Consider the following 22,451-nt stretch of genomic DNA (forward strand, 5'->3'; position numbering starts at 1 on the left):
TAAGCAGCTCCTTGTCTTTTACATTAAACTATAAGTTTTTCCAACTCATTTTTAACGCTGTGATTGACCGATTGCCAAAGGTCTTCATCACTCGTCAGTTTTTCTTTAAAGCGTCTGTACATCTCCTGCTGTTTTTGTTCAAATGCCGGATCAATTTTGGAAGGAAGGTTGCCCCTCTCTTGCTCGATCAGGGTTTGCACCTCTGGCGCTCTTGGTCCCCATACTGCTTTTTCGTTCCCATCCTGATCCATAAAGATAAACTTTGGAATGGCGCGCGACGTCCCATTCGTCAAATACTGATCCATCAGCTCCAAGTTTTCATCTCTAATTAAATATTTCAATTCAATTCCGGCATACTCGGCAATCCGTTCAATGATGGGTACACAGAGCATCGCATCCCCACACCAGTCCGCCGTAAGAACAACAGCCTTGAGCTCTAGCTTCGGAAGTGTCTGGTAAAAATCCTTGTCTTCCTCGGAAAGTGTAAAGCGGTTATATATGGACTGCAGTTCCTCCTTGTTGACGGTCATGCTATCCACATATTCTTCTTTCGTTAAACCTTCCTGAAACCACTCGTTTAAGCTTTTCATCCGGTATCACCTCTACAGTTTCAAAAATGCCATGACGCCCATCACTGCCATCCCAATGGATATAACAGCGCCAACAAGCGTCATCCACAGGGGATGTTTGTAAGAACCGACGATATTTTTATTATAAGCGGCAACCAGCATCACTCCAAGAGTAATCGGAAGAATCAAACCGTTTAAGGCGCCGACGAACACAAGTAATTTTACTGGATTCCCGACTTGGATGAAGATAATCGTGGATAAAAGAATAAAAACTACAATGAGCAGGTTACCGTACTTTTCAAGCTTTGGATGAAATGACCGGATAAAAGATACTGACGTGTACGCAGCACCAACAATGGAGGTAACAGCCGCCGACCACATGACAATACCGAATATTTTATAGCCGATATTTCCCGCTGCATGCTTAAAGACCGATGCAGGAGGATTACCGGGATCCAGGGTTACGCCACTTGCAATCACACCGAGTGCCGCCAGGAAAAGAAAAATACGCATGATGGAAGCAATACCGATGGCTGAGACCGCACTCTTATTCACTTCCCCAATAGCTTTTTCTCCCTTGACACCAGCGTCCAACAGCCTGTGTCCGCCGGCAAACGTAATATAGCCTCCGACTGTTCCGCCTACAAGTGTAACGATGGCTGCAATATCAATCTTATCGGGAACAAACGTTTTAACCACCGCTTCACCGACCGGCGGTGATGAAACAATGGCTACATACACGGTGAGAGCGACCATGACAAAACCTGCAATCAGGGCAAAACGGTCCATCGCTTTGCCCGCTTCCTTCACCAGAAAGATGGAGATGGCAATTGCTCCGCTGATCGCTGCTCCAGCTTGCGGGGACAGTCCGCCAAAGATAACGTTCAGTCCTAGACCAGCTCCTCCGACGTTACCGATATTAAAGGCAAAACCTCCAATCATGACAAGCAGGGCGATAAAATAACCCAGGCCCGGTAAAAGTGTATTTGCAATATCCTGGGCCTTACGTTCGGAAACAGCTATGATTCTCCAAACATTAAGCTGAGCACCAATATCAAGAAGAATGGATATTAAAATAACAAACCCAAAACTTGCAAGCAATGATTGAGTAAAAACTGTTGTTTGTACTAGAAATCCGGGTCCGATGGCAGACGTTGCCATCAGGAATGCTGCTCCCAGCAGGAGCTGCCAGTTGCTTTTTTGTTTCATCTGTTTTCCTCGTTTCATCCGTAAATTATGCGTTGAACGCCTTCTTTCTCAAAAGCTGAATTGATTTTCTCGGCAAACGAAAGTGCGTGCTCACCGTCTCCATGAATGCATATGGTCTCAGCCTTTATGGAAATATCGCCAGCATGAGTGGTCACCTTGCCTTGCTTGACCATTTTAATGACCTGGTTCACGGCGTCTTCATCGTTTGTCAGCAAACTGTCGGGCTGGCTTCTCGGAGTGAGTGTGCCGTCCGGCTGATAGGTTCTGTCAGCGAACACTTCACTGCAAGTCTGAAGGCCTGCTTCGTTACCCGCATTGATCAGCTCACTTCCCGCAAGTCCGAAAAGAATAATGTCAGGATTCAGGTTATAGACAGCATCAGCAATCCCTTTGGCCAGGTCTTTATTGACAGCCGCCATGTTATAAAGCGCTCCATGGGGCTTGACATGGCGGATTCTTCCGCCTTCTGCCTGGACAAACGCATGCAATGCACCTGTCTGGTAAAGTACATAATCATAAGCTTCCTGAGGTGTGAGGGAAAAATTCCTGCGGCCAAAACCAATCAGATCAGGGAGCCCGGGATGGGCGCCAACTGCCACGTTATTATTCAGTGCCAGCCTGACCGTCTCCTTCATGATGGAAGGATCCCCCGCATGAAAACCACAGGCAATATTAGCGGAAGAAATATGCTCCATCATTTCTTTATCATGACCAATTTTATAACGGCCGAAACTCTCTCCCATGTCACAGTTTATATCCACCAAAAATTGCATGTTCTCACCCTTCTCTGTTTTTGAGTCGAATTCCCGTCTGCAAGTAGTTGAGCTGTATTTTTTGAATGATGTAATTGATCTGTGCTTCCTCTTCGGAAATTTCCTGAAATACGATCCTGTCCCCCGGCTTGGCCTGTGCCAGCTTGGGCAAATCGACAAAAGCCGTCTGTGCAATCTTGGGATAGCCTCCGGTTGTTTGCCGGTCAGCCATCAATATAATAGGGTTTCCTTCAGACGGTACCTGAACAGTGCCAAACAATACGGGTTCTGACAAGATTTCTTCTTTCCGCTCCAATTGAAGGGATGTCCCTTCTGCACGATAGCCCATTCTGTCTGATTTGGTGGTGATCATAAATTCTTTTTCAAAAAATGCTTTTTGGCTTTCCAATGTAAAGTAATCGAAATGCCTGCCTTTTACCGTGCGAATACGCCCCATATTTTCATAGACCGTTCGCAGGCCCCGGCTCATCTTCCAATTTACTGAAACAGGCTGAAATGTTGGTTTGAAAGACCCCGTTTTCAACCGGTCTCCCTCTTTCAACGCTCTTCCCTGATAACCCCCGATACCTGCACGAAGGTATGTGCTCCTGCTCCCCATTACCAGCTCTGTATCGAATCCACCAGCAACCGCAATATATGCCCTGCATCCCCATTTACATTTACCGAATTCAAGGACATCATCCTTATTCACCTTATAAGGCCGCCAGTTTTGAATACGTTTGCCATTTAAAGAAGGAGTAAGATCCCCTCCGCATACGGCAATATAGGTATCGGTTTCAAACGTAATCCGCGGTCCCAGAAGGGTTGCTTCAAGGGTCGCTTCATTTTCGGAATTTCCAACAAGCAGGTTGGCCGCAGTATGTGCGAAAGGGTCCATGGCGCCGCTGGCAATTACGCCAAATTGCTGATAGGAATACCTTCCCAAATCCTGAAGGCTTGTCAGCATTCCCGGTTTATCAATCGTGATGCTCATGTTCAGCCTCCCTTGCATGGTATTCATCTCGCGTGATTTCATAAAATTTAACTTGATCCCCGGCTTGTAACAAAACAGGAGGTTCCAGGTCAGGTGTAAAAAGCCTTGCCGGTGTTCTGCCGATCAGCTGCCAGCCCCCCGGTGTTTCAATGGGATAAATGCCGGTCTGCTCCCCTGCAATGCCGACACTTCCTTTTGGAATGGACAGCCGCGGTGATGATAGGCGAGGAGCTGCGATCTCCTTTGCCATTCCTCCCAGGAACGGGAAACCCGGTGCAAAACCAAGCATATACACGTAATATGTTCTCTCAGTATGTATTGATATGACTTCCTGTTGGCTTAGCCTGTTGATCCCTGCTACGTTTTCTAGATCAGGGCCAAAGTCACCGCCATAACAAACAGGAATTTCAATGGTCCGGCCGACGGTGACGTTTTCTTCCGGCATCGATTCGATCCTTCTTTTGATTTGTTCAACCGCCAGTTCAAACGCTGACTTATTAGGATGGATAAATTTCATAGGATCATATAAAACAGTCAGCGTGGTATAGGCAGGAACCGTTTCAATAAAGCCGTCAAACGGATGATCGTTCAGCCATTTTGCCGTATTATGAATTTGAAGATTCACCTTCTTGTCCATGACAGAGCCAAATTCCAGGAGAATCCCTGCTTCTCCAAAGCTTAAATAGTTAATATTTTGAAACATTACAGCATCCTTTCCCAATCCATTTAATCCCCACTATACCTAGATACCCGATAAAAAACAATAGAATTCTGATAATGGGAAATAATTCAATTCTTCTGCGATTATTCCCCACCGGCCGGTAATAAATTATTTCCAAAAGGGTGTTTCCCCTTATTTTTCCCTATTTATTTTATAAACAATCCAGTAAAAAAAACAAAAACGGCCTGAACGGCCGCTTTGTTTATTGGTACATTTTTTCTCTTTGTTTTTGAAGTTCATCATTTTCAAGGAATTCATCATATGTCATCTGCTTGTCAAGAAGACCGTTCGGCGTAATTTCAATAATACGGTTGGCGATCGTCTGAACAAACTGATGGTCATGGGAGGTGAACAACAACGACCCTTTATAATTGATCAATCCGTTGTTCAGCGCCGTAATGGATTCCAGATCCAGGTGGTTGGTTGGATCATCGAGCAGCAACACATTACTGCCGCTAAGCATCATTTTGGACAGCATGCAGCGTACTTTTTCTCCACCTGAAAGAACTTTTGCCTTTTTCATCACTTCTTCGCCGGAAAACAGCATGCGTCCTAAAAAGCCGCGCAAAAAACTTTCCGACTGATCAACTGGTGAATATTGGCGGAGCCAGTCAACAAGATTAAGTTCGTTATTTTCAAAGTAAGAGCTGTTGTCTTTTGGGAAAAAAGCTTGTGAAGTGGTTACGCCCCATTTAAAGCTTCCACTGTCTGCTTCCATTTCACCCATCAAAATTTTAAAAAGGGAAGTTACTGCAATTTCGTTTTTACCTGTGAATGCAATTTTGTCCCCTTTATTCATCGTAAAGCTGACGTTGTTCAGCACTTGTTCCCCTTCGATGGTTTTGCTCAAACCTTCAACGCGAAGAAGATCATTTCCGATTTCACGGTCAATTGAAAAATTCACATAAGGATATTTTCGGGTGGATGGACGAATGTCATCAAGAGAAATTTTCTCAAGCAATTTCTTTCTGGACGTGGCCTGTTTAGACTTTGAAGCGTTAGCGCTAAAGCGTGCCACAAAGTTTTGCAGTTCCTTGATTTTTTCTTCTTTCTTTTTGTTCTGTTCCTGGGCCATTTTCAGTGCCAGCTGGCTTGATTCATACCAGAAATCATAGTTGCCCACATACAATTGGATTTTGCCAAAGTCGAGGTCCGCCATATGTGTACAAACTTTATTTAAGAAATGACGGTCATGCGAAACGACGATAACGGTGTTCTCGAAATTGATTAAAAACTCTTCGAGCCATTTAATCGCACGAAGATCCAGGTGGTTGGTCGGCTCATCCAGAAGCAGGATGTCAGGTTTTCCAAACAATGCCTGTGCAAGAAGGACTTTCACTTTTTCCGAGCCTGAAAGCTCAGCCATCTTTTTGTAATGAAGATCTTCTCCAATGCCCAGTCCTTTTAAGAGTATGGCAGCTTCCGATTCCGCTTCCCAGCCGTTCAATTCGGCAAATTCTCCCTCAAGCTCTGCCGCTTTAATGCCATCTTCATCGGAGAAATCCGGCTTCATGTAGATCGCGTCTTTTTCCTGCATGATTTCATACAATCGGGCATGCCCCATGATGACCGTTTGCAGAACTTCATTTTCTTCGTATTCGAAGTGATTTTGCTTCAAAACGGCCAGGCGTTCTCCAGGTGTTATATGAACATCACCGGTTTGTGCTTCAATTTCACCGGACAAAATTTTAATAAAAGTGGATTTTCCGGCGCCGTTTGCTCCGATTAAACCATAGCAATTGCCGGGTGTGAATTTAATATTCACGTCTTCAAACAATTTTCGGTCTCCGTACCTCAGACCTACATTAGTAACTGTAATCATAAATTTTACTTCTCCTTCGCTGATTCCATAATCTCAATGATTGTATCATAACATACTCTGCCATACACCGTGCAAGTGGATTTAAACTGCTTTTCTTCCCATGAAAAAGAGCGGAGAAGAAATCCACCCCTCCGCAGTTTATGCTAATCTGAAATTTTTTCTACTATTATATTATACTTCGATGTTTTCCTTTTGCAGCTGTTGGAGCTGTTCAAAGAAGTTGGGGTATGAAACGGTAACGGCGTGGCTGTTTTGCAGTGACGTTTCTCCTGCACTCAAACATGCAGCGATTGCCAGCATCATTCCAATTCTGTGGTCACCGTGACTGTCAGTCTCGGCCCCTTGCAGATGTTCCGTTTTCTTGATAATCATCCCATCGGCTGTAGCAGTGATATCTGCACCGAACTTTTTCAGCTCATTAACCACCGTGTCAATACGGTTGGTCTCTTTTACTTTTAGTTCAGCTGCATCCTTAATGACTGTTGTGCCGGAAGCTTGGGTTGCTGCGAGTGCAATGATCGGAATTTCATCGATTAAGCGTGGAATAATTTCTCCGCCGATTTCAATTCCATTAAGCTTGGACGTACGAACGGTAATATCAGCATAGGGCTCTGAATCCATTCCGGACAGCCCAGAGATGGTCAGATCAGCTCCCATTTGTTTGAGAACATCAATAATACCTGTTCTGGTGGGATTCATGCCTACTTTTTTCAAGGTTATTTCACTGTTAGGAATAATGGCCCCTGCCACCAGAAAAAACGCGGCAGATGAAATATCACCCGGAACCTCAATATGTGTTCCTTTTAGGGTTTGGCCACCCTTCAAGCTTGCGGTCTTCCCACTTACCTCCACTTCACATCCGAAGGCTTTCAACATGCGCTCGGTATGGTCCCTTGAGGTATGCGGCTCGGTTACAGAAGTAGTTCCTTCTGCCTTTAAACCAGACAACAGCACGGCGGACTTCACCTGAGCACTCGCAACGGGCGAATTATAATGAAAACCTTTCGTTTTTCCACCACGGATGGAGAGCGGTACAAAATTCCCATTGTCTCTTCCATCAATGACGGCTCCCGTTTCCCGCAATGGCCCGGTTACCCTTTTCATTGGCCGCTTGGCAATTGAAGCATCTCCAGTAAGACAGGAATGAAAAGATGTGTTGGCAAGTATGCCAAGCATTAAGCGAATCGTAGTGCCTGAGTTCCCAACATCCAGAATATCCGAAGGTTCATTCAGACCGTCCAAACCTTTTCCTTCTATTTTAACTGTATCATCCTTCTGCTCAATGGATACCCCCATCTTCCGGAAGCAATCGATGGTGCTCAGACAATCATCACCGGGAAGGAAACCGTTCACGGTTGTTGTGCCGTCAGCTATGGATCCGAACATAACTGCACGGTGGGAAATCGATTTATCTCCGGGAACTTTAAGGGTCCCCTGTAAACCTGATACAGGCCGCAACGTTTTCAACATGTTTTTACCTCCTTAATTACTACATGGCAATGTACGTTGTAAATTGCAATTCTTCCAAGCTTTCTTTTGCCGACTGACGATCGTCCTCAGACTGAAAACTTATCCTCAGCACGCCGTAAATATCTTCTCTGGCTTCGATGACACGAATGTTTGTAATGCTGAGCTTGTTTTCTGCAAGGATTGATGTGACACGGGAGATCACTCCAATATCATCAATGATGTCAACATAAAGGTCATAAAAGGAAGTAATCGCTCCTTTTGCTTTGATCGGCAAGGCATCGCGATAGGTTTTTGCACCTGAAAAATAGTTGTAAAGACCCTGATCATTCTCACTTTTAACCAAATCTTTGACGTATTCCATTTCGTAAGCCCACTCATCGATCAGCTGCAATATATTTTCTTTATTATGCTTGATAATATCCTTCCACATGGCCGGGCTGCTCGAAGCAATCCGTGTAATATCTTTAAACCCTCCGGCAGCCAAATCATTGATTTGAGCATGAGAATTGGCATATTGCTCAACCTGGCGTACCAGGCTGGCCGCCACGACATGTGGAAAATGACTAACCACCCCTGTCAGTAAATCATGCTTTTCGGCATCCATAACAATAAATTTGGCATGTGTACCTTTTAGCCATTCCTTCAGTTCATTGATTTTGTCATCCGGTGTTGAAGGGGTTGGAGTCATCATGTAGAATGCATTCTCAAACAGATGCGCTTTTGCACTTCCCGGGCCTGACTTATGTGAACCCGCCATCGGATGGCCGCCAATAAAATCGATGCCCTTGTCTTGCAGCTTGTTAGCTTTCTGCATGATTTTGCTCTTAGTGCTGCCTACATCGGTAATCAGTGCTTTAGGCGGGGTTTCAAAAGAAGCAAACCAATCCAGCAAGCGTTCGGTTTCCTCCACTGGAGTAGCCAGAACTATAAGATCAGCAGTTGTTGCTTCTTTCTCCAGATCGCTGCAGATTTCATCCACAATCTGCAGTCTTTTTGCCAAATTTTCATGATCCCGTGAAATGTCATGTCCAACAATAATGCATTCGTGTTCTTTTTTAACTGCCATGGCAATGGATCCGCCGATAAGGCCCAATCCGATCAGCAGTACCCGTTTTTTCACAGTTATTGCTCCTTGTCTGTCATTAAAAATTTCTGCAATGCGTCCAGCAGGATGGAATCATTTACTTCTTTTACATACGGCTGCCCGATCGCTTCAAGCAGCACCATTTTGACCTGGCCGGATGTTGATTTTTTATCTCTCTTCATGGCGCCGAGCAGCTGTTCTGCATCGAGTTGGGATGGAACGCCAGGGTAATTGAACTGTTTTAGCCAGTTGGAGATCTCTTTATAATGAAGGTTTGTGTTTCCAAGCTCCTCGCTAAGTTTCAGTGCAAACCTCATGCCAATCGCCACAGCATCACCGTGAGAGATTGTGCCATAACCGGATTCACTCTCAATAGCATGGCCAAGTGTATGACCGAAATTTAAAATGGCCCGGAGTCCTTTTTCTTTTTCATCCTGTGAAACCACTTCTGCTTTAATCGAGATTCCCTTTTTTAGAATATAAGAAAGGTTTCCCGGCTGGATATCGGATAAGTCAGAGATTTCTTCTTTTAAATAATGGTAAAATTCTTCATCCTGAATCAATGCATGTTTGATGACTTCTGCAAAACCGGAACGCAATTCCGTGAGAGGCAAAGAATCCAAAAAATCAATGGAATAAAAGACCGCTTCCGGCTGGTGGAACACACCTACCATGTTTTTGCCGAGCGGATGATTAATCCCTGTTTTCCCCCCTACCGCACTGTCGTGGGCAAGTAAAGTCGTTGGGATCTGGATGAATCGGATACCCCGCATGTACGTCCCAGCCACAAATCCTGCCAGATCGCCAATCATCCCTCCCCCAAGCGCTAATATAAGAGAATTTCTGTCCAACCCTTTTTCCAGCGCAAACGTGAGACTATTATAATAGTTGGAAAATGATTTTTCGCCATCTCCGCTCGGTACAACAAAGTTGTGCACGGGCAGTTCCAAGCCTTGGAGAGCTTCAACGACTTTATCCAGATAAAGGGATCTGACCGTTTTGTCTGAAAGGATAAGAACACTTGTTACAGCCGGCCTTAACTCATTTATAAAAGGAGAAAGATCCGTAATAATCTCATGTCCAATGAAAACAGAATATTGCTTTGTTTCGGTTTCAACGTGCAAGGTTTCCATTAAAACTCACTCGCCTGCTGGTTATGGCGTGCGATGTTTTCCTTCATTCGCTCGATGTTGTCAGCGCCAAATTGTTCCACAACGGCAGCGGCAAGTTCCCAGGCGACAACGGCTTCTGCCACAACGCTGGCAGCAGGAACAGCGCAGCTGTCCGAACGTTCAATGCTTGCCTGAAAAGCCTCCTTGGAATCAATATCCACACTTTGCAAAGGTTTATATAATGTAGGAATGGGCTTCATAACGCCTCTTACAACAACAGGCATTCCTGTTGTCATGCCGCCTTCAAACCCTCCGGCATTGTTTGTTTTTCTTGAGTAGCCCTCTTCTTTGTTCCATGTGATTTCGTCATGGACAAGGCTTCCTGGCTTATGGGCCGCTTCAAACCCAATTCCGATTTCCACTCCTTTAAAAGCATTAATGCTCATCACAGCAGCGGCAAGTTTCGCATCCAATTTACGGTCATAGTGAACATAGCTGCCAACACCGATCGGCATCCCTTCAACAATCACTTCTACAATACCGCCAATCGAATCTCCGTTTTCCTTTGCCTCGTCAATGGCTTTCATCATCTTAAGGCCTGCTTCTTCATCCAAACAGCGGACAGGTGATGCTTCCGTTCTTTCCTGAAGATCATTAAGAGTGTCATAGTCCATTTTTTCTGCAACTACCCCGCCAATCTCGATGACATGGCCGCCAACCTGGATACCCAGCTCTTTTAGTAATTGTTTCGCGACAGCTCCGGCTGCTACTCGTACTGTCGTTTCCCTTGCGGATGAACGCTCCAATACGTTTCTCATATCCCGGTGATTATATTTAATCGCTCCATTTAAATCAGCATGCCCGGGACGGGGACGCGTAATTTGGCGTTTCACTTCTTCACTATCATCTTCAAGGGGTTCAGCACCCATGATTTTCGTCCAGTGTTTGAAATCGCGGTTTTCAACTGCCAGTGTAATCGGCGATCCCAGCGTATAGCCGTGGCGCACGCCGCTGTTAATGATGGCCTGGTCCTTTTCGATCTGCATCCTGCGGCCGCGGCCGTGCCCTTTTTGTCTGCGGGACAGTTCTTCATTGATGGCCTGCGCAGTTAAAGGCAGTCCCGATGGCACACCTTCCAGGATGGTAGTTAGCTGTGGTCCGTGTGATTCTCCGGCTGTTAGATATCTCATGTTACATTTCCTCCAGTTTCTCTTAATGGAATATAAAAAAAGCCCCTGCTAAAAAAATAGCAGGGACGAATTTATTCGCGGTACCACCCTCATTGCGGACAAACATCATCCACCTCTTCATTCAGGATAACGGTAATTAACCGTCCTTTTTTATAGGTCGGATCAACCAACCGTTCAAAAAGGAAGCTCGAGGGTGTAATTCGCATTCTCCTTTGTGCTGATTCTCACCGTCCATCAGCTCTCTTTATAACAGGGAGAAGAATACTACTGTTGCCTGTCATTGCATTTTAAGATTGTATTATATCAAGTTTTAACATGGTTAACGCGGATTGTAAAGAGGATCAGAGGAATTTTTATAATTTTACAGTTTCTCTAAAAAAATCTGAAAATAAGACCTTGACAAGATATACTGCCATGCTTTAAAGTAGCAAACAATACTCAATAAAATTTATTCGGAGCTGTTTTTTTTCGGAAGGCCTAAACGGCATCGGAACATTAGCTGGGTCCATCCCTATTAACAGCCATGGATTGATTTTCAAATAAGAGGAGGAGCTTAAATGTCTAAAGAGCTAGAAGAATTACGAAGTGAAATTGAAGCGGTCGATGAACAGATCCTGAGTCTGCTGAACAATCGTGCCGCCATTGTAAAAGACATTGGAAAACTAAAAGAAATGCAAGGTGTAAAACGTTTTGATCCTGTCCGGGAACGCAAATTGCTGGATCTGATCGAAGCCAGAAATGAAGGACCATTTGAGACCTCTACTCTTCAATATATCTTTAAGCAAATCTTTAAAGCGAGCCTTGAGCTCCAGGAAGATGACAACCGCAAAGCACTCTTGGTATCCCGTAAAAAGAAACCGGATGATACGATTATCAATATTAAAGGAGAGCAAATCGGAACAGGCGAACAGCATTTCGTGATGGGACCTTGTGCTGTTGAAAGCTACGAACAAGTGAAGCAAGTGGCCAAAGCACTTAAAGATCAGGGCTTAACCCTCATGCGTGGCGGAGCTTTTAAGCCGCGTACCTCTCCATATGATTTCCAGGGTCTTGGAATGGAAGGCCTGAAGATTTTGCGCAGGGTTGCAGATGAGGAAAATCTTGCTGTCATCAGCGAAATTCTGAACCCTAACGACTTGGAAGAAGCGCTCGACTATGTTGATGTAGTTCAAATCGGTGCCCGCAACATGCAGAACTTCGAACTATTGAAAGCTGCCGGCGCCATCCGCAAGCCTGTACTATTAAAGCGCGGACTTTCAGCCACTATTGAAGAATTCATGTACGCTGCTGAATACATCCTGGCTCAAGGTAATGACCAGATCATCCTTTGTGAGCGTGGAATCCGAACATACGAAAAAGCGACTCGAAATACGCTTGATATTTCTGCTGTACCGATCCTAAAACAAGAAACTCATCTTCCGGTAATGGTTGATGTAACACATTCTACAGGAAGAAAGGATCTCCTGCTTCCTGCAGCAAAAGCGGCCCTTGCTATTGGAGCCGATGGAGTAATGGCAGAGGTTCACCCTGATCCTGCCGTCGCATTGTCAGACTCTGCGCAGCAGATGAACATTCCTCAATTCCATGATTTCATGAACGAAATTAAAAAACACGCAGCTGTATACACATCTTAACCTAAAAAGACGGTCCCTCCAAGGGCCGTCTTTTTGTGTGCAGAGACCAGAGACCACCCCTTCCCCCCTTTTCCTGTGGTATACTTTCCTTATTGCACGAAAAGGAAAAGGATCTAACTTATGGAAAAAACACAAACACTTCAACAAAAAGCGTTACTTTTTTGCCGATTGGTTTTCCCAGTTTTAATTACCCAGCTTGGCATTTATGCCATGAATTTTTTGGATACCGTAATGTCCGGCCATTCAGGAGCGGCACAGCTCGCCGGGGTCGCGATCGGATCGAGTATTTGGGTACCTGTTTTTACAGGTTTAAGCGGGATTTTAATGGCTCTGACCCCCATTGTTTCACAGTTTAATGGTGCTGGAAAAAAGGACAGCGTTCCAGGAGCGGTGATACAAAGCCTTTATTTGGGGCTTGCTTTGGCGGTTGCCGTCATACTGGCGGGATACTTTGTTCTCGATCCCCTTCTTCACGCCATGCATCTTGATTCAACAGTCAGTGATGTGGCAAGAGGATATTTAATCGCGTTGTCAACGGGCATCATTCCTCTCTTTTTATACAATGTTCTCAGATCATTCATTGATGCTCTCGGAAGAACCCGGGTGTCCATGTTTGTGACCGTCGCCGCTCTCCCGGTCAATGCGCTTTTCAATTATCTCCTTATCTTTGGGAAATGGGGATTTCCGGAGCTTGGGGGAATTGGAGCAGGTTATGCCACAAGCATTACCTATTGGTTCATCGCTGTTATAACATTTATAATCATTCATAGAGTGGAACCATTTTCCCTCTACCATGTTTTTCACCGCTTTCCGGCCGTATCAATCCACGCCTGGAAGGAACAGCTGAAAATTGGCATTCCCATCGGTTTTGCCATCTTTTTTGAAACCAGCATCTTCGCCGCGGTGACGTTGCTTATGAGTTCTTTCAGCACAGCGACAATCGCAGCTCATCAATCGGCCATTAACTTTGCGTCATTTCTTTACATGCTGCCCCTCAGCATATCGTTCGCCCTAACGATCGCTGTTGGTTATGAGATTGGCGCAAAACGTTATTCCGATGCGAAGCAATACAGTTATCTCGGGATGGGCACTGCAGTGATATTGGCCCTTCTCTGTGCGGGCGGCCTTTTGCTTTGCCGTGAACAGGTTGCGGGACTGTATTCAAGTGATCCTTCAGTGATCTCCCTAACGAAACATTTCTTGCTGTACGCGGTGTTCTTTCAATTGTCGGACGCGATAGCCGCTCCCATCCAAGGCGCACTGCGCGGATATAAAGATGTGAATGTCACCCTCGTTTTATCCTTGATTTCATATTGGGTGATCGGGCTGCCTGTGGGCTATATTCTTGCAACCTCCACCTCTCTAGCTGCGTTTGGCTATTGGGTCGGTTTGATCTCCGGACTGGCGATGGGCGCGATCCTGCTCTATTTGAGAATGGCCTATATTCAAAAAAAACAAACAAAAAAGACAGTTTCATCAGCACAATGAATCTGTCTTTTTGTATGAATTACGATAATTTAAACAGCAACTTCCTCAGCACAGGCACTAAATAGCTAACCAATTCCGCTGCACTCGGTACGACAACCTGGTGGCTGCCATATATATTTTTCATCAGATTTTGAGCTTCCTCTGTTACTTTTCCATTGGAAATGTACATGCCAAGAATCTCGATTCCGAGCTTGCGAGTTTGCGTAACCGCTTCATGGGTGTCAAGTATGCCAAGGTTTTCATAATCAAATGCTGCAGGTTCTCCATCGGAAAAAACAAGCAAAAATTTTTGTTTTTCCTTGCGCCTTAGCAAATCCTCAGCTTTTTTCCGGATCGAGTAGCCATCCCGGTTGTCTTCCTGAGGCTCCAGCTGCAGAATTTCCGGACCATATTGATTTTTTAACGAATGATTGAATGAAATAACTTCTTGAAAATAATTGGGCTGACTGTCTTTTTTAGCATCTGCAGCATCCTCCCAAAACCCAACAATTGAATGTGGGATCCTGACAGCTTTCAAGGTTTCATGGAACAAAACAATCGCTTGGTGAGTTTCATCCATTTTGTCAAACATGGAGGCGGAACAATCGACCAGCAAGGTAAACACGGCATCGAGCTCTTGCGGCGATTCCATTTTTTTATAAAACAAGCGCGGGTTTTTATCCGTCAACAGCCGCGTCAGTTTCTTGCTCAAGCGCCCAAAATGCAGATCCTGATTAGGTACATTCTTTTTGTGTTCAATCGTTTTCAGGAAACTTTGCTTCAATAAGCTGATCGAAGGCTGAACGGCTGATTTGATTTCCAGGTATTTTTTCAATTCCAGAGGAGTCGGGAATCTGGTCTCCACCTTTTTCTCAACTGCACACCGGTTCATCTCTCCATAAGGAAATACTTCCTTTCCGGGAGAGCTTCCCTTTTCATTCAATCCGGCGTCCATTTCAGCGGAAAAATCGTTGCCTTTCGACTGTTTTGCTCCGGCCTGTACCGCACCAAATGCCTGGTCTCCGTCTTCAGCCCTTCTTCCTCCTTCGCCGAGTAAGTCAGTTGATGTACCCTGATCCAGGTCAAATTGCAGAAATGAATCCGTCGGTGACGAGGTTTCCTCATGCCAGCTTGGCATTTCCTCATGCTCGGTGTCTTGCCCGTCCGTTTCTTCTTCCGTTTCCATGGTGTGTGGAGCTTTAACTTCGTTTTCTCTCGTAAGGTCCTTGAACGTAGCCGTTGTGGATTCATAAAAGGATAAATAGGAAGTTATCATATCCTTAATATCCCATTCCCGAAGAATTTTTTGTATCACCTGCATGATCTCTGCGATTTCCTTGGTGCTGTTTGCTTTATTCAACTGAAGGAGCGGCGCACGAATTTTGTCATAAAACCCGCTCAGGGGAGAATTCAGCTGCACAAGGCGGTGATTGGCCAGTAAAAAGATACTGCAGAAAAAAGCGTCAAGCCACTTTCTTTGCTGGAGGTGCTGGCGCAGCTGCCGTTGAAAGTACGTGAGAAGAACCTTTTTTCGTTCGGAAAAAGAAACCGCCATTCCCGGCCTTCTTGCAATGCATTCCTTCTCGAGCCGGTAATCTTCAGAAAAAAGCAGAAGATGCTTTAAAAACTGATGATGTTTTTCCTGTTTAAACGACTGAAGTACTTCTTGTAACACTCGGAGATCACTGAAATAAAAGTTTCCAAAGCTGCGCAAATACACTTCACTTTTTAACCCTTGAAGCTGGACCGGTCCAGGATATGTCATCCAAAACTGGCTGACATGGATGAAGTGGCCAGATTTATTTAAGTAGGAATGATACGAAAACTCAACCTCCAGCTTTGGATCTCTTGATAAGGTTTTCGCCAAGTCTATAAGCTGCATATGAAGAAAAGCGTCAATATTGGTATCTGCAAACGATAAAAACTTCATGTGGTTACACCTCCTTTTTACGCTGTCGGAGTTTTCTGGAGTCTCGCACCTTCCACTCCAGCCAACTGGTCAATGAACTAAAGAAAAAGAGTGTCGGCGATGTTGTGGATCAGTGTCCTTTCCCGTTGATCCTCCAATTTATCGGTAACCGCTCTTTGTATGGCACGTTTTGGAGGCATATATGCAGAAAGATCTGCGGCATCAAGCAACGCCCGGATGGATGCTGCATCCTCCGACAGCTGGCCGGTGCTGGTTTGCTGAACCAAATCAGCAGAAAACTGAACAAATGACTTTAATAATTCTTCATCCTTCTGCTCAGACTGGTTGAGAAGCATCTCATACAGTGTATCTCCCTGTATATACGGCACTTCAATCACTACAAACCGGTTTTTTAACGCTTCATTTAATGGAACGGTGCCAATATACCCTTCATTAATGGCAGCAATGACGTTGAAGCCTTCAGACGCTTTGAGCAGTTCGCCGGTAAACGGATTGGTCACCGTTCTCCGGTAATCCAGAATCCCATTCAGGATCGGCAGGGTTTCCGGCTTGGAAACGTTAATTTCATCAATATATAAAAAGTGGCCGTTTACCGCAGCCTTTGTCACCGGCCCTGGTATAAATTCAATTTCAGAATGGCCATTTTCATAGGTGATCGTCTTGTGGCCAAGCAATGCTTCCGCATCAAGATCCACTGAACAGTTGATCGAGTGGAGTGGCTGCTGAAAGAGAAATGATAAATACTCTGCGAGCTTCGTTTTTCCTGAACCGGTTGGCCCTTTTAACAAGACATTTTTACCCATCAGAAGTGCGATGACGGCGTCACTTACGATCTCCTGATTTTCTGAGGTATACCCTTTGTTCCCGATCAAATGCTGATAATCACTTGTTCGGTTTAGAAGATTGTTTCTGAAATTTTTCAGCTTTTCCAATAATCCATTTGGCAAATTCAAAGCATCTATACTCATGGGAAAAATCCTTTCATCCATATAAACTGTAAACACCTATTATATAGTATCTCTCTTCCCATGTCCTTTCAAATACTTGGTTTTCCCTCGCATTGACATTACCCTTGAATCTCTTTAGAATTTAGAATTAGTACCAAGTGCTAAATGACGTAAAGGACGTGTTTTTTTGAGTAAAAAAGTAGCTCTAGTCACAGGCGGAACAAGAGGCATCGGCAAGGCGATCGCATCAAAGTTTGCGGCTGAAGGATACAATCTTGTCTTGAATTTTATGAGAAAAAAGAAAGATGCTGAACAAACGAAGCAAGAATTTGAAGAAAAATACGGAATTACCGTTCATATTGTAAAAGCAAATGTAGGTGACCTGGAACAAATTAAAGCTTTGTTTGCGGAAGTGGACCATTCATTTGGCCGTTTGGACGTCTTCATCAACAATGCGGCTTCCGGTGTCTTGCGCCCTCTTATGGAAATCGAAGAATCCCATTGGGACTGGACACAGGATATTAATGCAAAAGCATACCTGTTTGCTGCCCAGCAAGCAGCAAAACTGATGGAGAAAACGGGTTCAGGAGCCATCGTGGCCCTCTCCAGCCTTGGTTCCATCAGAGCCCTTCCAAATTACGTTGCTGTCGGGGTGTCCAAAGCCTCTGTTGAAGCAATCACCCGTTATTTGGCGGTAGAATTGGCTTCCATGAACATTGTGGTTAATGCCGTTTCCGGCGGTGCGGTTGATACAGATGCATTAAAGCATTTCCCCAACCGCGAGGAATTATTGGACGAAGCGAAACAAAAGAATCCAGCGGGCCGCATTGTTGAGCCGGCAGATCTTGCGGAAACCGTGTATTTTTTATGCACCCCTGCTGCAAGCATGATCAGGGGTCAAACCATTATTGTGGATGGCGGGCTGTCCCTTTTAGCGTAAAAAAGTATCAAAAACGCTCCTGTTTAGAGGGGCGTTTTTCTTTTTTAAAAAAGGATTGACTGACCGGTCATTTCAGGAATATAATAGGAAAGTATTAATAATATAAGTTATGCATTCGCCCACTGACCAGTGGGTCATTTTTGTGATGCATTCATTTAATAAAAGATAGGAGACGCTATATGAACAATGAATTAACCCCCTCTATCAACCGTAATATGGTCCTCTTGGGCCTCGTTATTGGTATGTTTTTTAGTGCCATGGAACAAACTGTGGTCGGTACTGCTATGCCGACCATCATTGGTGAATTGAACGGTTTTTCCATATTCGCCTGGGTCACTACCGCTTACCTTATTACGTCCACCACTATTATTCCGATTGTAGGTAAGCTTTCCGACCTTTATGGACGCCGGTTGCTTTATTTAATCGGTTCGGTCATTTTCGTCATTGGATCCGCCCTTTGTGCGACCGCCAGCTCCATGGAAGAATTAATTATTTACCGTGGTCTTCAAGGTCTTGGTGGCGGTATGATCATGCCGCTTTCCCAAACTATCATTGGTGATATTTTCACTGCCGAGCAGCGTGCAAAGTGGCAGGGTGTCTTCGGTGCCATTTTTGGTTTAAGCTCTGTCATTGGCCCATTTATTGGTGGATTCTTGGTGGATACCATCAGTTGGCACTGGATTTTCCTGATTAACGTGCCATTTGGCTTGTTATCCGCTATTTTAATCTTTATTGGAATGAAACACGAAATGGTTCGGCCAAAAAACGAAGTCAATATCGACTACTGGGGCATTATCACTCTGATCCCGGCTATCGTTCTGTTGTTGCTCGGCCTCACTTTTGGTGGAGATAAATTTGAATGGGGATCGCTCGAAAGTGCTTTAATCTTTGGTTCATCGATCCTGCTGATGATCGTTTTTGGGTTCGCGGAGAGAAAAGCAAAAGAACCTGTACTTGATCTGACTTTGTTCAAAAACCGTGTGTTTGCTGCAACGAATGCATTAGGCTTTTTGCTGGGGCTTGGAATGTTTGGTGCGATTATGTTCGTTCCAATGTTCATGCAGGGCATTTTGGGTGTGACACCTACGCAGGCTGGGTCCACCATGACGCCAATGATGATCTCCCTTATCCTTGCAAGTATCGTTGGGGGAAGACTTTTGTTGAAACTCCCATACCGGACTGTATTGACAGCAGGTATGCTGATTACAGCATTCGGATTTTACTTGATGAGCACAATGAGCGTGGAATCTAAAGAAATTACAGCTTATGCTTATATGGTTATCATGGGATTCGGCATGGGTCTTGTTATGCCTACCCTTATGATTGCCATACAGAATGAATTTCCGAAAACGAAACTCGGTGCTGTTACATCGGCATCCACCTTCTTCCGTTCCATTGGCGGTACAATCGGCATTACTGTCTTGAATGTCGTTATGAACCACTCTCTGGAAACCAACATGAAAGATGTAGTAGAACAACAGAGTAATCCGATGCTTCAAGGCATTTTCCAAAAACTCGCAGATAAAACAGATGCTTTGTTCAGCCTTCTAATTCATCCAGATATGCTTAAACTTCCCGGTTCAATTAAAGGTACGGTGATCCATTCCATTCAAACGGCTTGGAGCAGTTCGTTTACGACCGTCTTTATGACCGGCCTTATATTCATCGGGGCAGGTATTATTGTAGCCCTTTCTGTAGGCAGCCGCCGTATTAAAAATGAACCTACCCAACAGGAAACAACGGTTCCTTTGGCGGATCAAGCTGCAGGAGAACTCTAAAACCAAAAGACATGAAGCTATTTTCGCTTCATGTCTTTTTTATTCGGAAAAAAATCCTTCCAGAAACGGGCCCCATTTTTCGAATTCTGTTAAAAATCCATCATGGCCAAAAATGGTATTCACTTCATGAAAGAGGGCCTTTTGGCTTTCTTCGTTCACGCTTTCTGTAAAAGTTTTCATCATCGCCGGCGGATATAACAGGTCCTCTGTAAATCCGAGACAGAGCATTTTTGCCCTGTATCCTTTGCTTGCTTGATGGATACCTCCTCTTCCTCTGCCGATGTCATGGCTGTCCATTGCTTTCAGTAAGGTCAGGTAGCTGTTGGCATCAAACCGCTGGGACAGCTTTTGGGCCTGATAATGCAGGTAAGTCTCAACGGAAAACGAAGCTTCATCTGATATGGAATACCATTCTTCCGTTTGTTCCCGTTGAAACCGCTGATTAAATAACGTTCCCGAACGGTAGGTCAGCATTCCAATCATTCTGGCAATGCCAAGCCCTTTGGCAGGTGACACTTCTGATGAATAGTTCCCATTATTCCATTCCGGATCACTCACAATCGCCGTTCGCCCAATGGCATTGAAACCAATGGCATAATCGCTTAAGGCAGGTGTGACCGCAATGGGAATCAAACGGTCCATAAAATCAGGGTAGAGCAAGCCCCATTCCATAACCTGCATCCCGCCAAGCGATCCACCGATGACTGTGTCAAGTGAATGAATGTGAAGAACTTCAAGCAATCGTTTTTGAGCATTAACCATGTCTCGGATGGTAATGAGCGGAAAATCCCCGCCATATCTCTCCCCTGTCAAAGGGTTGATGGAAAGCGGTCCTGTCGTCCCTTCACAGCCGCCAAGAACGTTGGTCGTAATCACCTGGTATTTTTCTGAATCGATATATTGGCCTGGCCCAATGAGTCCTTCCCACCACCCGGGTCCAATTTCTGTCGTCATCGTATATTGATTTCCTGTAAGTGCATGGCACACCAAAATAGCCGGAGCATCAGCCGCTCCTATGCGCTGATAGGCAATATGAACATCGGTTAATGTTTTGCCGGATTCCAGAACGAGATTCCCTATTTCTGCCACTTCATTTTCAATTGCTGCCTGTGCATTTGCCATCAGATATCCCTCCGATTTTATCAAACAAAAAACACCTCTCTTTTTAGATTCAGAGAGGTGCAATCATCCATTTTGGGGTTGTACCGTCTCTTATCTGTCAAAGTGTTTTGCCTTTGCAGGATTTGGCACCAGTACAGAATAATCTCTGCAGGTTGCCGGGTATCATCGGGCCAGTCCCTCCACCACTCTTGATAAGAGTTAACTATTCGTTTTTATGAACAACTTTAATACGTTCAAAAATACAGCAGTCTTATGAATTTGTCAATTAAATTCCGAAAGTTTTTTATTGTTTGTCTTCGTGTTTGCCTTCCTCCTCCAGCGGGTAAAACTTATGTATACTATATTCCAAAAGAGGTGAGGGTATGCCTTCTTACCATAGAATCCTGGTTGGTGTTGACGGTTCCCGTTCATCGGAAGTGGCGTTTTACAGAGCGATTGAAGTGGCAAAAGAATATCATGCCAAGTTGTATATCGTACACATAACTGAAGACCGCCTTCCGGCTGCTCCACTTGATGCCGGAGCCATTAATATTGAAATGGACAGAGATCGGATTGCAGCCAGAACACTTTTGGACGACTATGAAAAATTGGCCAGAAACCATGGACTAACACATGTAACCACTTTATCAAACTCAGGATCGCCCAAAATGGAAATTCTCTCATTTGCCTCCATGCATGAATCAGATTTGATTGTTTGTGGTGCAACAGGATTAAATGCGATGGAACGCATTTTTATCGGAAGTGTCTCACAGTATATTACGCGCCATGCCAATTGTGATGTACTGATCGCAAGAAACAGCCAAAAAATTACATCCTCAGGATTAAGCATCAGAAGTACGAGCCAACGATAAAAAACCCCCGTCCGCGAATGACGGGGGCATGGATTATTTGCTGAATGTATGGTTTCCGATAACCGTACAAGCAGGTTTCGTATCGAGCCATCTGCTAACGGCTGTCTTTTTATTGTAAAAGAACAGAGCACCGTTCGTGTTATCATAACCAGATAAGGCCTTGTCTACTGCCTTTTCCGACTCGGGAGAAGGTTTCTTTAAATTGTTCTCCATAACCGGCTGAAATTGTCCTTTGTCGTAGATGACGTCATGAATGGAATCAGGAAAGCCGTCATCTTCAACGCGGTTCAAGACAACAGAGGCCACCGCTACCTTTCCTTCAAAGCTTTCTCCCATTGCTTCTGCTTCAACAAGAGAAGCGAGCAATTTTTTATCTTCCGGCGTTGCTTTTATTTGTTCTGACGCAGCGTTTGTTTTTTCAGCGCTTATTCCCTTTACTGGCTGCACCTTTAAATTTTGTCCCGGATAAATCAAATTGCCGGTAAGTCCATTCTCTTTTTTGATCTCCTGAAACGGCACATTATAGGATTGCCCCAGCTTCCAAAGAGTATCCCCTTCTTTAACTGTATGTGCACTGGCTCCTGTACCTCCAGTTATAGATAGCACAATGGCTGTGATTCCTGTGATGATACTCACCTTTTTAAACATGAATCGTACCTCCTTGAGTCATAAAATTTCGTCTGCGGTGAAAATGATGATTCTAGACAAAAAGCGGACGTTTTTACCTAACGCAGTCCCTAGGAGGTAGGTTTCGGGTAATCATGTTATTTTGTGACCATTGACTCACAGATTGTCTTTTTACATGAACATATTGTCCCCCTCATAAACTAAAATAAAAAGCGATCAGAGAGGATGAAGA

Annotated in this window: 19 protein-coding genes, 1 riboswitch and 1 other annotated feature; of the genes, 5 read left to right on the plus strand and 14 right to left on the minus strand. The window is 44.6% G+C overall.

Features of this window, described 5'->3' with window-relative positions:
• Positions 1–23: 23 nt before the first annotated feature.
• The 10 genes from DMO16_RS04595 to aroC all read right to left on the minus strand — a co-directional run bounded on the left by DMO16_RS04595 (position 24) and on the right by aroC (position 10,923).
• The gene (locus DMO16_RS04595; protein WP_129475675.1) at positions 24–590 is read right to left on the minus strand and encodes a thioredoxin family protein; all 567 of its coding nucleotides are present in this window, start codon (positions 588–590) and stop codon (positions 24–26) included.
• Between the two features lie 12 nt (positions 591–602).
• Entirely contained in the window at positions 603–1,796 is a 1,194-nt protein-coding gene (locus DMO16_RS04600) for an NRAMP family divalent metal transporter (protein ID WP_241840455.1), read from the minus strand.
• Positions 1,793–2,551: a LamB/YcsF family protein gene (locus DMO16_RS04605; RefSeq protein WP_129475679.1), complete on the minus strand. Its 759-nt coding sequence runs from the start codon at positions 2,549–2,551 to the stop codon at positions 1,793–1,795. The genes DMO16_RS04600 and DMO16_RS04605 overlap by 4 nt, the downstream gene beginning before the upstream one ends.
• A 4-nt stretch (positions 2,552–2,555) precedes the next feature.
• Complete coding sequence (locus DMO16_RS04610; RefSeq protein ID WP_129475682.1) at positions 2,556–3,524, minus strand: biotin-dependent carboxyltransferase family protein; 969 nt, start codon at positions 3,522–3,524, stop codon at positions 2,556–2,558.
• Complete coding sequence (pxpB, locus tag DMO16_RS04615; RefSeq protein WP_129475684.1) at positions 3,508–4,227, minus strand: 5-oxoprolinase subunit PxpB; 720 nt, start codon at positions 4,225–4,227, stop codon at positions 3,508–3,510. Before pxpB ends, DMO16_RS04610 begins: the two co-directional genes overlap by 17 nt.
• A gap of 220 nt (positions 4,228–4,447) precedes the next feature.
• Positions 4,448–6,067 carry an ABC-F family ATP-binding cassette domain-containing protein gene (locus tag DMO16_RS04620; protein ID WP_061969992.1) on the minus strand — a complete coding sequence of 540 codons (1,620 nt, stop codon included), beginning with the start codon at positions 6,065–6,067 and terminating at the stop codon, positions 4,448–4,450.
• A 171-nt stretch (positions 6,068–6,238) separates the two neighbouring features.
• Positions 6,239–7,537 (minus strand): 3-phosphoshikimate 1-carboxyvinyltransferase, encoded by a 1,299-nt coding sequence (gene aroA / locus DMO16_RS04625; RefSeq protein ID WP_129475686.1) that lies wholly within the window; start codon positions 7,535–7,537, stop codon positions 6,239–6,241.
• Between the two features lie 19 nt (positions 7,538–7,556).
• Positions 7,557–8,657: a prephenate dehydrogenase gene (locus tag DMO16_RS04630; RefSeq protein WP_129475689.1), complete on the minus strand. Its 1,101-nt coding sequence runs from the start codon at positions 8,655–8,657 to the stop codon at positions 7,557–7,559.
• A 2-nt stretch (positions 8,658–8,659) separates the two neighbouring features.
• Positions 8,660–9,754 (minus strand): 3-dehydroquinate synthase, encoded by a 1,095-nt coding sequence (aroB, locus tag DMO16_RS04635; protein ID WP_129475691.1) that lies wholly within the window; start codon positions 9,752–9,754, stop codon positions 8,660–8,662.
• Entirely contained in the window at positions 9,754–10,923 is a 1,170-nt protein-coding gene (gene aroC / locus DMO16_RS04640) for a chorismate synthase (protein ID WP_129475693.1), read from the minus strand. Before aroC ends, aroB begins: the two co-directional genes overlap by 1 nt.
• A 58-nt stretch (positions 10,924–10,981) precedes the next feature.
• Positions 10,982–11,213 (minus strand) — a binding site (T-box leader).
• A gap of 267 nt (positions 11,214–11,480) precedes the next feature.
• Between aroC and DMO16_RS04645 the strand changes: the two genes are divergently transcribed.
• Positions 11,481–12,557 carry a bifunctional 3-deoxy-7-phosphoheptulonate synthase/chorismate mutase gene (locus DMO16_RS04645; RefSeq protein WP_061969978.1) on the plus strand — a complete coding sequence of 359 codons (1,077 nt, stop codon included), beginning with the start codon at positions 11,481–11,483 and terminating at the stop codon, positions 12,555–12,557.
• 120 nt (positions 12,558–12,677) lie between these two features.
• Entirely contained in the window at positions 12,678–14,045 is a 1,368-nt protein-coding gene (locus DMO16_RS04650; protein ID WP_061969975.1) for an MATE family efflux transporter, read from the plus strand.
• Between the two features lie 19 nt (positions 14,046–14,064).
• Here DMO16_RS04650 and DMO16_RS04655 read toward each other — a convergent pair whose 3' ends face one another.
• Together DMO16_RS04655 and DMO16_RS04660 are read right to left on the minus strand one after the other, a co-directional pair.
• Positions 14,065–15,954, minus strand: coding sequence for a vWA domain-containing protein (locus DMO16_RS04655; protein ID WP_129475695.1), 1,890 nt, complete (start codon positions 15,952–15,954; stop codon positions 14,065–14,067).
• A gap of 77 nt (positions 15,955–16,031) precedes the next feature.
• Entirely contained in the window at positions 16,032–16,922 is an 891-nt protein-coding gene (locus DMO16_RS04660) for an ATP-binding protein (RefSeq protein WP_129475697.1), read from the minus strand.
• Positions 16,923–17,088: 166 nt separating this feature from the next.
• Between DMO16_RS04660 and fabL the strand changes: the two genes are divergently transcribed.
• The gene (gene fabL, locus DMO16_RS04665; RefSeq protein ID WP_129475699.1) at positions 17,089–17,841 is read left to right on the plus strand and encodes an enoyl-[acyl-carrier-protein] reductase FabL; all 753 of its coding nucleotides are present in this window, start codon (positions 17,089–17,091) and stop codon (positions 17,839–17,841) included.
• 179 nt (positions 17,842–18,020) lie between these two features.
• A complete protein-coding gene (locus DMO16_RS04670) occupies positions 18,021–19,619 on the plus strand; it encodes an MDR family MFS transporter (protein WP_129475701.1) in 1,599 nt (532 codons plus the stop codon).
• Positions 19,620–19,658: 39 nt separating this feature from the next.
• Here the strand turns inward: DMO16_RS04670 and metX are convergent, their stop codons facing one another.
• A complete protein-coding gene (gene metX / locus DMO16_RS04675; protein WP_129475704.1) occupies positions 19,659–20,741 on the minus strand; it encodes a homoserine O-acetyltransferase MetX in 1,083 nt (360 codons plus the stop codon).
• Between the two features lie 87 nt (positions 20,742–20,828).
• Positions 20,829–20,939, minus strand: a riboswitch (SAM riboswitch).
• 164 nt (positions 20,940–21,103) lie between these two features.
• On the opposite strand from metX, the gene DMO16_RS04680 reads away from it, so the two are divergent.
• Entirely contained in the window at positions 21,104–21,592 is a 489-nt protein-coding gene (locus DMO16_RS04680; protein WP_129475706.1) for a universal stress protein, read from the plus strand.
• 33 nt (positions 21,593–21,625) lie between these two features.
• On the opposite strand, the gene DMO16_RS04685 is transcribed toward DMO16_RS04680, so the two are convergent.
• Complete coding sequence (locus tag DMO16_RS04685; protein ID WP_061969958.1) at positions 21,626–22,240, minus strand: cell wall hydrolase; 615 nt, start codon at positions 22,238–22,240, stop codon at positions 21,626–21,628.
• Between the last annotated feature and the right edge of the window lie 211 nt (positions 22,241–22,451).

Origin of the sequence: Fictibacillus sp. S7 (genome assembly GCF_004127935.1) — a bacterium.
Classification (GTDB): domain Bacteria; phylum Bacillota; class Bacilli; order Bacillales; family Fictibacillaceae; genus Fictibacillus_C; species Fictibacillus_C enclensis.

Excerpts from the sequence above, each read along its gene's own strand:
- DMO16_RS04595 (WP_129475675.1), bottom strand. The coding sequence starts at position 590 with ATGAAAAGCTTAAACGAGTGGTTTCAGGAAGGTTTAACGAAAGAAGAA.
- DMO16_RS04655 (WP_129475695.1), bottom strand. The coding sequence starts at position 15,954 with ATGAAGTTTTTATCGTTTGCAGATACCAATATTGACGCTTTTCTTCAT.
- pxpB (WP_129475684.1), bottom strand. The coding sequence starts at position 4,227 with ATGTTTCAAAATATTAACTATTTAAGCTTTGGAGAAGCAGGGATTCTC.
- DMO16_RS04670 (WP_129475701.1), top strand. The coding sequence starts at position 18,021 with ATGAACAATGAATTAACCCCCTCTATCAACCGTAATATGGTCCTCTTG.
- metX (WP_129475704.1), bottom strand. The coding sequence starts at position 20,741 with ATGGCAAATGCACAGGCAGCAATTGAAAATGAAGTGGCAGAAATAGGG.
- DMO16_RS04605 (WP_129475679.1), bottom strand. The coding sequence starts at position 2,551 with ATGCAATTTTTGGTGGATATAAACTGTGACATGGGAGAGAGTTTCGGC.
- aroA (WP_129475686.1), bottom strand. The coding sequence starts at position 7,537 with ATGTTGAAAACGTTGCGGCCTGTATCAGGTTTACAGGGGACCCTTAAA.
- DMO16_RS04600 (WP_241840455.1), bottom strand. The coding sequence starts at position 1,796 with ATGAAACGAGGAAAACAGATGAAACAAAAAAGCAACTGGCAGCTCCTG.
- DMO16_RS04680 (WP_129475706.1), top strand. The coding sequence starts at position 21,104 with ATGCCTTCTTACCATAGAATCCTGGTTGGTGTTGACGGTTCCCGTTCA.
- DMO16_RS04685 (WP_061969958.1), bottom strand. The coding sequence starts at position 22,240 with ATGTTTAAAAAGGTGAGTATCATCACAGGAATCACAGCCATTGTGCTA.
- aroC (WP_129475693.1), bottom strand. The coding sequence starts at position 10,923 with ATGAGATATCTAACAGCCGGAGAATCACACGGACCACAGCTAACTACC.
- DMO16_RS04660 (WP_129475697.1), bottom strand. The coding sequence starts at position 16,922 with ATGAGTATAGATGCTTTGAATTTGCCAAATGGATTATTGGAAAAGCTG.
- DMO16_RS04650 (WP_061969975.1), top strand. The coding sequence starts at position 12,678 with ATGGAAAAAACACAAACACTTCAACAAAAAGCGTTACTTTTTTGCCGA.
- aroB (WP_129475691.1), bottom strand. The coding sequence starts at position 9,754 with ATGGAAACCTTGCACGTTGAAACCGAAACAAAGCAATATTCTGTTTTC.
- DMO16_RS04620 (WP_061969992.1), bottom strand. The coding sequence starts at position 6,067 with ATGATTACAGTTACTAATGTAGGTCTGAGGTACGGAGACCGAAAATTG.
- DMO16_RS04645 (WP_061969978.1), top strand. The coding sequence starts at position 11,481 with ATGTCTAAAGAGCTAGAAGAATTACGAAGTGAAATTGAAGCGGTCGAT.
- DMO16_RS04610 (WP_129475682.1), bottom strand. The coding sequence starts at position 3,524 with ATGAGCATCACGATTGATAAACCGGGAATGCTGACAAGCCTTCAGGAT.